Source organism: Nocardia sp. NPDC059691 (genome assembly GCF_042733915.1).
GTDB lineage: Bacteria > Actinomycetota > Actinomycetes > Mycobacteriales > Mycobacteriaceae > Nocardia > Nocardia sichangensis.
Map to the genome: position 1 here is coordinate 1 of NZ_JBHWFB010000022.1, position 14,849 is coordinate 14,849.

A 14,849-nucleotide genomic window follows, 5' to 3' on the forward strand; every position below is an offset into this window, starting at 1 on the left:
CCCGAACCACTCACCACCACACCAGCAACAACCAAAGCCGAGACCGTTATCGGAGCAGATACACGCATTCGGCCACACCCAATCCTCGACGTCGTCCGCGTCTCGGGACGGATGCACCGCACGGGACCACGGAGTCCTTCTGCCGGGCCGTATCCACGACCCCGGCCCGCTTCCTCTGTGCGAAGCGAACCTTCGATAACATAAGGTACACAACGCCGAAAATATCGCGGGTGGGATCACGGAAATTCGCAGTAACTTAGCGCTTCTGGCGACAGCCCCTGAAACCAGGGTACCGGCCCGAGCCGCCCCATGCCCGTGCCCGTTTCGTCCGCTGCCATCACAGGCTCGATGCGGTGATCCCTTGGCGCACCGCACTTGTCGGCCGCGGCAGCGTCGCTCGAGCTACTTCTTCGCGAGCCTCCGGCGGCGTGATGCGCGTCGCCTGCACCGAAGTCAGTCTCGCGCCATTCCGGTTCGCGCGACCTCGCTCGGCGCCGCCGCCGCGGTCGCCACGGTGGCCGCGGCGGCGCGCTCGGCCTCCTCGACAGTGCAGCGGCCCAGGCCGCACGCCGTCGCCACACCGTAGGCGGATCGCCCGGCGGCCGCTTCGAACAAGGCCAGGCTTCGGATACCGTCTTGCGCTTCCGCGGGAGACACGACCCCGGCGATGACGCGCCAGTCCGGGTCCAGCCGGCGCAGCGGCCGGTAGAACGCCGGCTCCAGCGGAGCAGGATGAGCACCGTAGGCACAGGGGATGTGCGCGGGTGGCAGCGGCACGGCGCGAGCGCGCAGGTCTCGTGCGACGGTGTTCAACAGCTGCACGGCCGGCGCGAGACTACGCGGGGCGAGAAGTTCTTTGTGCTGGTAGTCGCCATAGCACAGATGCAGGACGGTTCGCGCGCCTAGATCGTGTGCCCGCGCGAGGAAATCGGCCAACTGTCGCGCGACCAGACGCCCGACCGGAGCCTGCGCACCGAATCGCGCCGCCTTCACCAGTGCGAGCTGGGCGATCGGCGACTCCACCTGCCAGGTGATCATGTCGCCGTGCTCGGCGGTGACTCGGGCCATTTCGGCCAGCACGGCCTCCACGAAAACCGGCAGGTTGCGCAGCGCGGGAGTCACCGTCCGGAGGTGGCGCAGCGCGCGCCCGAGCGGAAGACCGTCGGCCACCGCGGCGCCTCCGAACACGAACAACGCCAAGTCCAGCGGATTCGGTTGACTGATCTGCAATCTCGTGTCGGCGAGTCCCGGATGTCGATCCCGCAGCGCGCGAAAGGCGGTGACGGCCGCGCCGATACGGTCGACGCGATCCATCGCCACGTGCCGGGGTTCGAGGGTGGCGCCAGGGCGAATGCCGTACACGCGCATGTCGGCGTAATCGGCGAAGTCCCCGCTGCGCACCACTTCGAAGACGTCGTCGTGTTTCTCCCGCTCCCGCAGGTACTCCACGACCCAGGTGGGATCCAGGTCCCGCGGTACGCCGGTGAGCCGGCGGCCCTGGCTGCGCTGGACGAACCACTCCAGCACGTCACCGTCATCGGTCGTCAATGGTGCGGGCAAGCTGCCCACGAAGTGCACGAGTCGGGTCATCGCCTGTCCAACACGTAGTCCACCCGAACGGATCAGGTGTTCACCTACCGCTCAGGGCCCCGATCCGGCAGCCGCCAAGCAGGATAGGCCGATCGATAGCCAGAAGTTCGCCACTGCTGGGAAGCCGACGCTGGACTACTGCGGCGGCTTTTCGGAAACGCACCGCGTGGTGCAATAGCGTCTGCCGGAACTACCTGGTAGAACTCGGCCATGGTCGATCGAACGCGGTTCGCGCGGTTGGCGCTGGACCAGGTTGCCGCCGAGTTGGACGGCACGGCTCTTCGCGGCGGCTACCTCACCTCGGAGCGGATGCGATTTCTCGCGACAAAGGTCCGCGACGCCGGACAGGCCTACGACAAAGCTCTCGAATCGAACGCGGCCCCGGAATAAGCTCCGAAGACTTGCCGACCGCCGATTACGGGAGGCCGGAAGAACGATCCGGCCGCCCATCCTTTCCCTGCGCTACCCGTGCCCGTTCGGCGGAATTCGAGACCCGGTGGCCTGCGCACGACCGCTCGGCGCTCGGTCGACGTGGATCCGGCGTCGCCAGATATCGGAGGGATTCCAGTCCGGCGCGGTCCGCCCACGCGTCAGGGGGAACGCGGCCAGCCCGATCAGCAGCGCCGAAAAATGCCCGATGCCGGTGAAGGTGGGGTGGATGAGCAGCGGGATGGCGAACCACACCAGGATTCCGCCGAGGTACAGCCACCGCCACGGCCGGGCGACATGGTAGGTCAGGACTCCGATGATCGCGGCGAGGAAGTAACTGACGCCGATATCGCGGACATCGATCATCCCGGGATCGGCGTAGCCGTGGCGGATGGCCAGGGCCAGGATGCCCTCGCTGAGGTACGTGGCTCCGACGTGCGCACCCAGACCGACGGTCGCCCAGCGCAACGCGCCGAGCCACCGTTCGGCCGGCGCGTGGAAGACGCAGAACAGCACGAAGTAGGGCAGCCAGAAGTAGCCGTCGATCCACAGCAGACTGGTCACGAGGACGTGCACCGGATCGGACTCGAGGTGGCGCAGGTTGGTGGAACGTTCACCCAGCAGCCGCTCCAGATCGCCGCGCGGCACCAGGTGCTGGATGATCGTGGTCCCCAGCAGCACAGCCAGCCAGGCGAAGGTCCACGGGGCGGTGCGGACGTACTGCCAGATGGACGCCGTGCGGCTGGGTCGCGTGCCGCCGACGTCGGCTGCTCGAGTCATGGCGCGGCCTTCCCTGTGGAGTCCTCCGCCCGGAGGACGCGACCGCCCGGCAGGATTGCCGACTCGAGACGCGCGCTCCTGGCTCTGCCAGGTGAAACACTACTCTCGGACCGGCTGGAGATCCCGCCGATGACCTGTCCGCGCCCGGCGAACCCGCCGAGCGAAGTCAGCCCGCCGCCAGCCCGGGACCGTACGCGGTCGAACGGAGAATTATCCCGCTCAGGTCCGCGGCCAGGTAGGGGCCGCCGTCCAGTCCGGCCGATACCTTCTGCTCCGCGTCCAAGCGGTACTCCAGGTCGACCTGCAAGCTGTATTTCGCGCCCGACTTGGCGAAACTCAACTGGGTTACGGCCATCCGACCCTACAAGCTGTGCCCGAACAACCGACGAGCCGACTGTCGCCGTCCCGTCCGCAGCGCTTGGACGATCCCGCGATCATGAGCGCGCCGTCGCCGACGAAGGCCTCCACCACGATGTGCGACACTGGAAATGTTCAGCCGCAGAGCTTTCCGCGCACTGCCGAGCCGTCTAGGTCGACGAGCAGCCGTCCTCGGGCGACTCCGGGGCAAGCGGCCCGGTGCGGTTGGCGGTGAGCATTCGGACGGCCGTGATGCGCAGGTCCGGACGGGGTCGCCGGGCGGTGAGCTCGGCCAGGCAGATCTCGCCGACCATGGCCACCTTCATCCGGGAGGCCGCGTCGGGGTCCGGCCATCCGGCGGCCACCATATCCGGTCGTCCCACCGCGATGAACAGCTCGTGGCGACGGCGGATCTCCTCGCGCAGATCCGGGTCGGTGCGCGCCTGCACCATGAACGCCTCGGTGCCGCGGGCATCCAGGCAGGCGTCCAGGAATGCGTCCAGGCTGGGGCCGATCCGTTCGATCCCCGGCGGAATCCCGGCCAGCGCCGCGGCCACCGACTGCGACAGCGCGTCGAAGAAGCGGCGGTGCAGCGCGATGACGTAGCTGCGGCGGTTGACGAAGTGGTGATAGAAGGTGCCCTTGGCCATCCCGGCTTCCTCGACCACCGCGTTGATCGAGAGACGGTGCAGCCCTTCGCGTTCCGCCACCACGGTGCCCGCGATGAGCAGCGCCGTGCGACCGGGGTCGGCAATGACTGTCATGTTTCCGAACTCTCCCCACTCTTTCTGAAAAGCCTAGTGTCGTGCACCGGCCGCACCTACGCTGTGACCGATCGGTCGGTCGAAGCCTAGCTGGGTTCCGGATGGGCCATCGGGTCATCGAGGACCGATCTGATTCCGGGCGACCCTGGGGGTTCGAAATGTCCGCTGAGTTTAAATTGGTGAGCGGCGATGTGGTGCCGCTGGCGTCGAACGCGTGCTATCTCGTATCGATCGACGACCTGTTGCCCGCGGATTCGCCGCGGTCCAACGGAGAGGATCGCAGGCATATCGCGCGACTGGCCGAGAGCGATACCGAATTACCGCCGATTCTGGTGCATCGCAGCACCATGCGCGTCATCGACGGAATGCATCGGTTGCGCGCCGCGCAATGGCTCGGACGCGAGCACATCGACGTCGTGTTCTTCGACGGGACACCGGCCGAGGCCTTTCTGCGCGGAGTCGAGCTCAATACGACACACGGTCTGCCGCTGACGCTTTCGGACCGCAAAGCAGCGGCCGAACGGATCATCGAGACGATGCCGGAATTGTCCGATCGGGCCATCGCGTCCACCGCGGGACTGTCCGCGCGCACGGTGGCCACGATTCGCCAACGTTCGAGTGCGGAGATTCCGCAGTCGAACATCCGCGTCGGCGCCGACGGCAGGCGCAGGCCGATGGACCGCGCGCAGCGCAGGCGCCGGGTCGCCGAGCTGCTGGCGGCCTCGCCGGACATGCCGCTGCGCGCGCTGGCCGCCGCGGCCGAGGTATCCATCAGCACGGCACACGCGATCCGCAAACGCCTGCGCGAGACCGGGTCCTGCGATCGCGACAACACCGCGGAACAGCCCGAGGGCAGCGCGCTGCTGCTGCAACAGCTCACCCGCGACCCGGCCATGCGGCACAGCCAGCAGGGCCGTGACCTGCTGCGCTGGCTGCACACCCATTCGATGCAGCGCGAAGTGTGGACCGCGCTGGTGGCCATGGTCCCACCGCATTGCATCCCGGCCGTCGCCGAACTCGCCAGCCGCAATGCCAAGGAATGGCGAGCGCTGGCCAGCTACATCGATCCCGGCGCCGCCGAATAGCGCCCGGCCGCATCGGCATTCGCCATCGCCGGAGTTCGAGAAAAGGTCATTCATCATGCTTGTTGGTCTCGCACGCCTGGCAACCCGGCGCCCGCGATCCATCCTGTACGGCGCGCTGCTCATCGGGATCGTCTGCGTCGGGCTCGGCTGGTCGGCGCCCGCCCACCTGAAGTCCGGCGGTTACATCCCGTCCGACACCGAATCCACCGCGGTCGCGGCGTTCCTCAATCGCGAATTCCCGGGTGCGGCACCGAATCTCGTGCTGCTGGTCACCGCGCCCGACGGGCTGGACAGCCCCGCGGCCCGCACGGTCGGCGAGCGCCTGGCCACGGATCTGCGCGTCCGCGACGAGGTCGACGCGGTCCAGTCCTACTGGGAGCTCCCGCCGGATCTGCGGCAAGGGCTGCGCGGCAACGACGGCCGCGCCGGCCTTGTCCTGGCTCATGTCACCGGCGACGACACCGACGCGCCGAAACGGGCGGGCGCGATCGCCGAACACGTGAGCGGCGACTTCGACGGCGTCTCCGTGCGGGCGGGCGGCCAGGCGGTGGCGTTCGACGAGATGAGTCATCAGATCGTCACCGATCTCCTGGTCACCGAGGCGATCGCGATACCGCTGACCGGCCTGGCCCTGATCCTGGTCTTCGGCAGCCTGACCGCCGCGCTGATCCCGCTGTCGGTCGGCGTGTTCAACATCTTCGCGACGCTGCCGATCCTGCGGCTGCTCACCGAGGTCGGCGACGTGTCGATCTTCGCGCTGAACATGATGAGCGCGCTGGGTTTCGCGGTCGCGATCGATTCGAGCCTGTTCATGGTCAGCAGGTTTCGTGAGGAACTCGCCGCAGGGCACGACACCGGCTCCGCGGTCTCGCGCACGGCGCGCACCGCGGGCCGCACCGTGCTGTTCTCCGGTGTGGTGATCGCGCTGTCGCTGTCGACGCTGCTGGTCTTCCCGCTGTATTTCCTGCGGTCGCTGGCCTATGCGGGGCTGGCGGTGCTCGGCGCGGCCGTATTCACCACGCTGCTGCTGGTGCCCGCCGCGCTCGCGCTGCTCGGCCCCCGCGTCGACGCGTTCGACCTGCGGGTGCTCCTGCGCCGCCGACTCCGGCGGCCGCAACCCGAGCCCGTCGAGGTCACCGCAGGCAGGTGGTATCGCCTGGTGCAGTTGGTCATGCGCCGCCCGGTGGTGGCCGCGCTCTCGGTGATCGCCTTGTTGCTGGTGCTGGGTTCGCCGTTTCTGTCCATCCGGTTCGGCGCCGCCGACGACCGGGTCATCGCGGGGGCGTCCAGCCACGTGGTCGGCGACGCCTTGCGCACCGGTTTCCGGGAGAACGCCATGGCCGGTGTGGTCGTGGCCATGCCCGGGTACCGGGGCGGCGACGCCGACATCGCGGCCTACGCGGAGCGTTTGTCACGAGTGGAGCACGTGACGTCCGTGCTCTCCGCGGCCGGCGTCTACGCCGGCGGGCTGAAAGTGGCCTCCGCGCCGCCCGGGATGCGCGACGACGCGGGCACGTACCTGCGGGTGGGCACCCGGCTCGACCCGTACTCCCCTGCCGCGATCGACCAGCTCGACCAGGTGCGCGCGGTCCCCGCACCGGGCCGGGCGCTGCTCGGTGGCGCGGCGGCCGAAAGTGTCGACTCACTCGACGCGCTCGCGGCGAAAGTGCCGGTGGCCGTCTTCGTGATCGTGCTGTCGACACTGGTGGTGCTGTTCTTCTTCACCGGCAGCGTGCTGCTGCCGATCAAAGCGCTGCTGCTCAACACGCTTTCGCTGGCGGCGACCTTCGGCGCCATGGTCTGGATCTTCCAGGAAGGGCACCTTGCGGGCCCGCTCGGCTTCACCCCGACGGGCTACCTCGTGCCGACCATGCCGATCCTCATGTTCTGCATCGCCTTCGGCGTCTCGATGGACTACGAGGTGTTCCTGTTGTCCCGGATTCGCGAGGAGTGGCTGTCCTCCGGCGACAACACCCGCGCGGTGGCGACCGGCGTCGCGCGCACCGCGCGGATCTTCACGGCGGCCGCCTGCCTGATGGCGATCGCCTTCGCGGGCATGGTGACCTCACACGTGTCGTTCATCCAGCTGTTCGGCCTCGGCCTGACCCTGGCCGTGCTCAGCGACGCGACATTGATCCGCGGCGTGCTCGCGCCCGCCCTGATGCGCCTGCTCGGCGCGGCCAACTGGTGGGCCCCGCGTCGGCTCGCCCGGTGGCACGAACGTATCGAAATCACCGAGACCAGCGCAGCTCTCGAGCCAGTACCCAAGTAGTGCGATAGGAACAACATGGCGAAATTCCGCACAGGCGTGATGGATTCCGGCGTCTACACCCGGTTCGCGCCCGATCTGCAATTTCGCGGCAGCCGCTCGGTGGCGATGGCGGGCGGGGCGGACTCGCTCTGGGTGACCGACCATTTGCCCTCGATCCTGCCCGCCTCGATCTGGAAACCGCGGCACGTCGGCATCACCCGGCTCGCACCGCACGCCGACGGCATCTACGAACCGTGGACGGCGCTGGGCTATCTCGCCGCGCAGAACCGCTTCGCCCGCCTACGGCTCGGCGTCGGCGTCACCGACGCGGGCCGCCGCAATCCCGCCGTGACCGCGCAGGCCGCGGCCACGCTGCACCAATTGAGCCGGGGCCGAGCCATTCTCGGCATCGGCACCGGCATACGGGACAACAACGAGCCCTACGGCGTGGACTGGTCGGCTCCGGTCGGACGGTTCGAGGAGGCGCTGGCGACCATCCGGGCCCTGTGGGATTCCCACGGCAGCCTGGTCACCAGGGATTCCCCGTATTTCCCCTTGCGCGACGCGGTCTTCGACGTGCCGCCGTACCGGGGCACCCGTCCGGAGATCTGGGTCGCCGCCGGGGGCCCGCGCATGCTGCGGGCCGCCGGGCGCTACGCCGACGTGTGGTTCCCCGGCTTCGCGCAGCGCCCACACGAATACCGGCATCGCCTCGACCTGGTTCGCACCGCGGCCTCCGACGCGGGCCGCGACCCGTCGTCGGTCGCGCCGGCCGCCGTGTTCAGCGTGCTCACCGCCGCCCGTCCCGGGCAGGTGGACGCGCTCGTCGAGAGCGTGGGCGCGCGGGCGCTGACCCTGTGCGCCCCCGGGGAGATGTGGACCAGGCACGGCGCGATCCACCCGCTGGGCGAGGACTTCACCGGCCTGCAGGACTACCTGCCGCAGACGTTGGACGAGCGCACCGTCCTGGACTACATCGAGAAGGTCCCGGCCGCACTGGTACGGGAATTCTGTCTGGCCGGAACGCCGGACGAGATCGTCGAGCAACTCGCGCACTGGCGCGACCACGGTCTGCGCTATGCCGTGCTCATGAATCTCAGCGCAATTCATCCGAGCATCACACGAGGGATGTTTTCGAACGCGCCCCTGGTGGCGACGTTACGTAAATTGAAACGTCTGTAACACAAGACAATTGACGGCCGAGCCGCCCGAGCAATAGCATGCATTCGAGCGAAGGAGCTCGTCACAATATTTGTGCTGCTGCGGTCGGGGGGCTCAGCATGGTCCCGCATTCAAGGCCAGGAGAAATAATGGTCGACATTGCAATAGTGGGTATCGGCTGCCGGTTTCCAGGCGGTGTATTCGATGCGGAAAGCTACTGGAATTTTCTGTTGAACAAAGGCGACGGGATCGTCGATATCCCGCCGGACCGTTGGAGTATCGAAAAGTACTACGACCCGGATCCGGACGCGCCGGGTCGTATGTACACCCGGCGCGGCGGATTTCTCACCCAGCCGCTGTGGGATTTCGACGCCGACTTCTTCGGCATCGCCCAGAAGGAGGCCGCCATCCTCGACCCCCAGCAGCGGCTGCTGCTCGAGGTGACCTGGGAGGCGCTCGACGACGCGGGCATGGCCGGCCGGGTCTCCGGCCACCGGGTCGGCGTCTACGTCGGCGGCTTCATCCTCGACAACGTGCTCGGGCGCAGCGGTCCGCTGGTCCGCTCGGCGATCACCAGCCACACCGCGATGAGCGCCTCGCACACGTTGTTGTCCAACCGCATCTCCTATCTGCTCGACCTGCACGGCCCGAGCCTGACGGTCGACACCGCCTGCTCGTCCTCGCTGGTGGCCACGCATCTGGCGGTGCAGGCGATCGCCAACGGCGAGTGCGAGATCGCGCTGGTCGGCGGGGCGAACGCGATGCTGCAGCCGGAGACGTTCATCTCGATGTGCAAAGGCCGGTTCCTGGCGGTCGACGGTCGCTGCAAGACCTTCGACGCCGCCGCCGACGGTTACGGCCGGGCCGAGGGCGCGGGCGCGGTGCTGCTCAAGCCGCTGGACGTCGCACAGCGCGACAACGACCGCGTCTACGCCGTCATCCGCGCGACGGGGGTCAACCAGGACGGCCGCACCATGGCCATACCGGTGCCGAATCCCGTCGCGCAGGAACAACTCGCTCGCCAGGTGCGCGACGACGCGGGTGTCGCGGCGCACGAAGTGAGCTACCTCGAGGCGCACGGCACCGGCACCGCGGTCGGCGATCCGATCGAGCTGTCCGCGCTGGGCGCGGTGTACGGCGCGGTGGACGGCCGCGGCGAACCGGTGCCGGTCGGCTCGGTGAAGAACAATTTCGGGCACACCGAGGCCGCGGCCGGGGTCGCGAGCCTGATCAAGGCCGCGCTCACCCTGCACCACCGCACGGTCGCGCCCCAATTCGAGCTGATCACGCCGAATCCGGCGATCGAGTTCGACGAGCTACGACTACGGGTGCCGCTGAGCGCCGAACCGCTGTCCGCGGAGCCAGGGAAGGGTGTGGTCGCGGTCAACGGCTTCGGCTACGGCGGCACCAACGCCCACGCCGTACTCGTCGAAGCGCCGCAGGCGGCCGCACGAACCGAGGACGAGCGCCCGGTACCGCGGGTGCTGCCGATCTCCGGCCGCCACGACACCGCCGTGCGCACGCTCGCCGGTGAACTCGCCGACGCGCTCGACCGGCATCCCGCCGAGTCGGTGACCGCCGCCGCCTGGACCCGCCGCGCCCACCACCCGCTGCGGGTCGGCTTCGCCTACGACGACGCCGACGATCTGCGCACCCAGTTGCGCGCCTTCGCCGCCGGAGAGGGTCGCGCCCCGTCCCGGATCATCGGCGACGGAGAGGTCGAACCCGTCTTCGTCTTCAGCGGAATGGGCCCCCAGTGGTGGGGCATGGGCCGCGAGCTGCTCACCAGCGACAGCACGTTCGCCAAGGTCGCCAGGGAGATCGACCGTGAGTTCGTCTCGATCGCGGGCTGGTCGATCCTGGACGAGATGCTCGCCGACGAGGACGGCTCGCGGATCATGCAGACCGCCTACGCCCAGCCCGCCAACTTCGTGCTGCAGGCCGCGCTGACCGCCGAACTGGCCGAGTACGGCGTGTATCCGGCGGTGGTCGTCGGGCACAGCGTCGGCGAGGTCACCGCCGCGTACGTGTCCGGCGCGCTCTCGCTTCGCGACGCGCTCACCGTCAGCTACCACCGCGCGCGACTGCAGGCGACCACCGCGGGCACCGGCGGCATGCTCGCCCTGGGCATGTCCGAGAGCGAAGCGCGCGAGTTGCTCGCCCGCACCGACAGCATCTCGATCGCCGCGGTGAACAGCCCCGGCGCGGTCACCCTCGCCGGCGACAGCCAGGACCTCGAACTGCTGCGCGACACGCTTTCTGCCACCGGCACATTCGCGCGCAGCCTGCGGGTCGAGGTGCCGTACCACAGCCATCTGATGGACCCGATCCTCGACGACCTGCGGGACGCGCTGGCCCAACTGGCGCCGCGAGACGCGAAACTCACCACGTACTCCACCGTGACCGCCGCCGAGATCGCGGGCACGGACTGGGACGCGGACTACTGGTGCCGCAACGTCCGCGAGCCGGTCCGGTTCGCCGACGCCATCGCAGCGCTGGTCGACGCGGGTCACCGGGTCTTCCTCGAGGTGGGCCCGCATCCGGTGCTCAGCGGCAACATCCGCGAGGTGCTGATCCATCGTGGCGTGATCGGCGCCGCGGTGACCACGCTCTCGCGCGATCTGCGCGATCGCAACAACGTGCTGCGCGCCGTCGCGGACCTGTATGTCGCGGGCTCGCTGGACGGTTCGGCCGTGCCGGGCCGTCCGGACTCGATCGTCGAGCACCTCGACCTGCCCGCCTACCCGTGGCAGCGCAAGCGGGTCTGGCACGACGAGGCGGTGACCCTGCTCGATCGCCTGGGCAGGCCGGACGGCTACGCGCTGCTGGGCGATCCCACGACGGCGGGGAGCCCGGAATGGGAGGTGCAGCTGTCGGTGTCGCGGCTGCCTTGGCTACGCGACCACGTCGTGGCGGGACATGTCGTGCTGCCCGGCGCGGCCTATCTCGATGCCGCGCTCAGCGCCGCCGTCGAGCGCACCGGACGCACGAGCCTCGGCCTCGAGTCGGTGGAATTCGTCGCGCCGCTGGTGATCGACGAGCACGACATCCCGGTACTGCGGGTGAGCGTCGAGGAGTCGACCAAACGCTTCCAGATCCGCTCACGCTCGGCCACCGCCGCCACCTGGACGCTCAACGCCCACGGCAGGCTCATCGAAGCCGATTTCACCGCCGCGGTCGTGGATGTCGACGCCCCCGAGCACGGCGTCGCGGTCGCGGGCCCGGATCTGTATCGCGGTCTGGCGGCGCGTGGGCTGGACTACGGTCCCGCCTTCCAGCGCATCGTGTCGGCCGTCGTCGGCGCGGACGCGGTGGTCGCCTCGCTCGCGCCGATCGAGGAGGAGACGCCGATCCGGCACCTGGCCCACCCGGCCCTCGTCGACGCCGCGTTGCAGTGCGTCGCCGCGCTGGCAGCGGACTCGGACACCGACGTGGCGATCGTGCCTGCCGCCATCGCCGGGGTGCGCAGGCTGGGCCCGCTGCCGGAGCGACCTCGTGTCGTGGTGACCCGGCGCGGAGTCGACCCGCTGCGCGCCGACATCGCGATCGTCGGCGAACAGGGCGAGGTGGCCATGCGGCTGCTCGGCGTCGAGTTCCGTCCGGTCAGCGCGGCGATCGATGTCACCCATCAGCTGGATCGCGTTTTCTACCAGCCGCTCTGGGAGATCGTCGAGACACCGTCCGGTGCGCGGCCCGCCGAGGAGGAGGCCGTGGTCGCCGTCTGCGTCGGCGCGGACGCCGCCGACCGCGCGGCGTCGCTGCTGGGCGAGCGGACCGCCGTCACCGTCGTGCTCGCCGACCCCGAGGCCGACGACAACGACGAGCGCCTGCGACTGTCGCTGCGCTCACCCGAGGGCGTACCGATCGCCGAACGGATCCGGGTGGTCAGCGTGTTCGGCGACGCGTTCGACGGGTCGCGCAACGTCTACTGGCTCGCGCGTGTGGCCAATGCGGTCGAGCATCTGCTCGCCGACGCGCCGCAGGTCCGTGTCCGCAGCGTCGTCGTCACCGAGGACGCGCTGTGCACGCCCGCCGACAGCGCCGCCAAGGTGGCGCACGGCGCACTGGTGGGCGCGCGGCGCGCGCTGCTCAACGAACAACCCGCGGCGGGCTGGCGGCTGGTCGACGCGTCCTCGCGCTCGGAAACGCCGCTGGCGGATCTCGTCTTCGCCGACGACCTGCTCGACGAGATCGGTGTGCGGGGAACCGACCACTGGGCGGTGCGGCTGGACCGGAATTTCGGCACGTATCTCGACGAGCGCAACCGGGCCACCCCGCTGTCGGATCCGGAAGCCTCGTTCGTGGTGGAGATTCCCAAGTCGCGGCTGATGTCGGATCTGGCGTTGCGCGAAACCGAGCGGGTCGCGCCGGGACCCGGCGAGATCGAGATCCGGATGGAAGCGGCCGGGCTGAATTACAAGGACGCGATGAAGGTCATCGGCGTGCTCACCGAAAAGGAGCTCGCGGGCACGTATTTCGGCACGACGGTCGGTATGGAGGGCTCCGGTGTGGTCGAGCGTGTCGGCCCCGGCGTCACCGATGTCGCGATCGGCGACCGGATGATGGTGTGTGCCCGCGACATCCTCCGCAAGTACGTCACCATGCCCGCCGACGCGGGCGCGACCATGCCGCACCGGCTGCTACCCGGCGAGGACTACGATCCGTTGACCTGCGGATCCGGGTTGCCTTATCTCACCGCCGAATTCGGATTGCGGACGCTGGCGCGCCTGCGGCCGGAGGAGACCGTGCTCGTGCACGGCGCGGCGGGCGGCATGGGCATGGCCGCGGTGCAGGTCGCGCTGGACATCGGCGCCACCGTGATCGCGACGGCGGGCACGCCCGAGCGGCGCGCGCAGGTGCGCGCGCTCGGCGCGCACCACGTGTTCGAGTCGCGGTCGGCCGACTTCGTCGACCAGATCGCCGATCTCACCGGCGGCCGCGGCGTCGATGTGGTCTACAGTTCGGCGCCCGGCGAGATCCTGCGCCAGAACTTCCGGGTGGCCGCGGAATTCGGCCGCGTCGTCGACATCGGCAAGGCCGACATCTACACCGGCGGCGTCATCGATCTGGGGCCGTTCGACCGCAACCTCACGTTCTTCTCCGTCGACATGGACCGCGCGCTGGCCCACGATCCCGAACTGCTGCGCACGCCGATGCGTGCCAGCCACGCGGCATTGCGCGCGGGCGCCTACCGATACCTGCCGCACACGGCCTATCCGGTGTCGGAGCTGGCCGCGGCGTTCGAGTCCGTCGCACGATCCGATCAGGTCGGCCGGGTTGTGCTGGACCTGCGCGAGGAACAGCCGATGGTGCGCCCGAGACTCGCCCACCCCCGGATCGACCCGGACGGCTGCTATCTGGTGACCGGCGGCTTCGGCGGCTTCGGCCTGGCCACCGCCCGGTGGCTGGTCGCCGAGGGCGCACGTAGGCTGGTGCTGGTCGGCCGCAGCGGCGCGTCCACCCCGCAGGCCCGGCAACAGGTCGCGGCGTTCACCGCGGCGGGCGTGACGGTGCTCGAGGAGCGGGTGGACGTCGCCGACTACGCCGCGACGGCCGCGTTGGTGGATCGCATCCGGTCGGTCGCGCCGCTGCGCGGGATCTTCCACGCGGCGGGAGTGGTGAACAACCTGCCGATCCCGCAGATCACCCGGGAATCGCTCGACGAGCTGTTCGCCAAGGTGCGCGGAGCGCAGCATCTGGACCGGGCGGTCGAGGAGGCGGGCATCGAGCTGGACATGTTCGTGCTGTACTCCTCGATCAGCGCGCTGGGCTGCATCACCCCGCAGATCGGCTACGCCGCCGCCAACGCCGCCCTGGACGCACTCGCCGCCGACCGCCGTGCCCGTGGCGCCGCGGCACTGGCGGTGAACTGGGGCTTCATGAGCGGCGGCGGCATGGCCGACAAGACCGAGGCGCTGGTGGACTACGTGAAGTCGATCGGTTTCCTGCCCATCGACATGGACCGGGCGACCGCTCTGCTGCGCGAATGCCTGGCGCTGGACACCACCCAGGTCGCGGTGGCGGACATCGACTGGACGGTGTGGTCGCGGGTGGCCCGGCCGTCCACCGACACCCGTCGCTTCCGGCAGCTGCTCGCCGACATCGGCGTCGGCGGCGAGGCCGGCGGCGCGCTGCGTACCGAAATCCTCACGCTGCCCGCCGAGCAGCGCGCCGACTTCGTCGCCCAGCGCCTCGCCGATCAGCTCGCGGTGGTGCTCGGCGTGAACACCGACGCCATCAACATCGACGAGCCGGTCACCGACCTCGGCATGGACTCGCTCATGGCGATGGAATTCGGGGCCCGCACCGAGAAGGAACTCGACGTCAAGATCTCCGCGCTCGAACTCAGCCGGGGCCTGTCGCTGCGCGGCATCGGCGCCAAGGTGGTCAGCCAGTTCGCCGAGCCCGCCCAGGCGCAGGCCGCGGCATGAA

At 69.4% G+C, this 14,849-nt stretch carries 9 protein-coding genes; 5 read left to right on the plus strand and 4 right to left on the minus strand.

What is annotated here, in order from left to right:
- Window positions 1–453 precede the first annotated feature (453 nt).
- Entirely contained in the window at window positions 454–1,590 is a 1,137-nt protein-coding gene (locus ACFV2O_RS34375) for a hypothetical protein (protein WP_379255832.1), read from the minus strand.
- Window positions 1,591–1,800: 210 nt separating this feature from the next.
- On the opposite strand from ACFV2O_RS34375, the gene ACFV2O_RS34380 reads away from it, so the two are divergent.
- A complete protein-coding gene (locus tag ACFV2O_RS34380; protein WP_355081194.1) occupies window positions 1,801–1,980 on the plus strand; it encodes a hypothetical protein in 180 nt (59 codons plus the stop codon).
- Between the two features lie 72 nt (window positions 1,981–2,052).
- On the opposite strand, the gene ACFV2O_RS34385 is transcribed toward ACFV2O_RS34380, so the two are convergent.
- The 3 genes from ACFV2O_RS34385 to ACFV2O_RS34395 all read right to left on the minus strand — a co-directional run bounded on the left by ACFV2O_RS34385 (window position 2,053) and on the right by ACFV2O_RS34395 (window position 3,920).
- Window positions 2,053–2,799 (minus strand): rhomboid-like protein, encoded by a 747-nt coding sequence (locus tag ACFV2O_RS34385; protein ID WP_379255834.1) that lies wholly within the window; start codon window positions 2,797–2,799, stop codon window positions 2,053–2,055.
- Between the two features lie 166 nt (window positions 2,800–2,965).
- Window positions 2,966–3,154, minus strand: coding sequence for a hypothetical protein (locus ACFV2O_RS34390; RefSeq protein WP_379255836.1), 189 nt, complete (start codon window positions 3,152–3,154; stop codon window positions 2,966–2,968).
- 172 nt (window positions 3,155–3,326) lie between these two features.
- Window positions 3,327–3,920 carry a TetR/AcrR family transcriptional regulator gene (locus ACFV2O_RS34395; RefSeq protein ID WP_356968376.1) on the minus strand — a complete coding sequence of 198 codons (594 nt, stop codon included), beginning with the start codon at window positions 3,918–3,920 and terminating at the stop codon, window positions 3,327–3,329.
- A 158-nt stretch (window positions 3,921–4,078) separates the two neighbouring features.
- Between ACFV2O_RS34395 and ACFV2O_RS34400 the strand changes: the two genes are divergently transcribed.
- The 4 genes from ACFV2O_RS34400 (at window position 4,079) to ACFV2O_RS34415 (ending at window position 14,848) form a co-directional block, all read left to right on the plus strand.
- Window positions 4,079–5,005: a ParB/RepB/Spo0J family partition protein gene (locus ACFV2O_RS34400; protein ID WP_379255838.1), complete on the plus strand. Its 927-nt coding sequence runs from the start codon at window positions 4,079–4,081 to the stop codon at window positions 5,003–5,005.
- 55 nt (window positions 5,006–5,060) lie between these two features.
- Window positions 5,061–7,277, plus strand: a complete 2,217-nt coding sequence (locus ACFV2O_RS34405; RefSeq protein ID WP_379255839.1) for an MMPL family transporter — start codon at window positions 5,061–5,063, stop codon at window positions 7,275–7,277.
- A 15-nt stretch (window positions 7,278–7,292) separates the two neighbouring features.
- Entirely contained in the window at window positions 7,293–8,438 is a 1,146-nt protein-coding gene (locus ACFV2O_RS34410) for an LLM class flavin-dependent oxidoreductase (protein ID WP_379255841.1), read from the plus strand.
- 128 nt (window positions 8,439–8,566) lie between these two features.
- Window positions 8,567–14,848: an SDR family NAD(P)-dependent oxidoreductase gene (locus tag ACFV2O_RS34415; RefSeq protein ID WP_379255843.1), complete on the plus strand. Its 6,282-nt coding sequence runs from the start codon at window positions 8,567–8,569 to the stop codon at window positions 14,846–14,848.
- Window position 14,849 lies beyond the last annotated feature (1 nt).

Coding starts and splice junctions, on each gene's coding strand:
- ACFV2O_RS34375 (WP_379255832.1), bottom strand. CDS start 1,590: ATGACCCGACTCGTGCACTTCGTGGGCAGCTTGCCCGCACCATTGACG.
- ACFV2O_RS34380 (WP_355081194.1), top strand. CDS start 1,801: ATGGTCGATCGAACGCGGTTCGCGCGGTTGGCGCTGGACCAGGTTGCC.
- ACFV2O_RS34385 (WP_379255834.1), bottom strand. CDS start 2,799: ATGACTCGAGCAGCCGACGTCGGCGGCACGCGACCCAGCCGCACGGCG.
- ACFV2O_RS34390 (WP_379255836.1), bottom strand. CDS start 3,154: ATGGCCGTAACCCAGTTGAGTTTCGCCAAGTCGGGCGCGAAATACAGC.
- ACFV2O_RS34395 (WP_356968376.1), bottom strand. CDS start 3,920: ATGACAGTCATTGCCGACCCCGGTCGCACGGCGCTGCTCATCGCGGGC.
- ACFV2O_RS34400 (WP_379255838.1), top strand. CDS start 4,079: ATGTCCGCTGAGTTTAAATTGGTGAGCGGCGATGTGGTGCCGCTGGCG.
- ACFV2O_RS34405 (WP_379255839.1), top strand. CDS start 5,061: ATGCTTGTTGGTCTCGCACGCCTGGCAACCCGGCGCCCGCGATCCATC.
- ACFV2O_RS34410 (WP_379255841.1), top strand. CDS start 7,293: ATGGCGAAATTCCGCACAGGCGTGATGGATTCCGGCGTCTACACCCGG.
- ACFV2O_RS34415 (WP_379255843.1), top strand. CDS start 8,567: ATGGTCGACATTGCAATAGTGGGTATCGGCTGCCGGTTTCCAGGCGGT.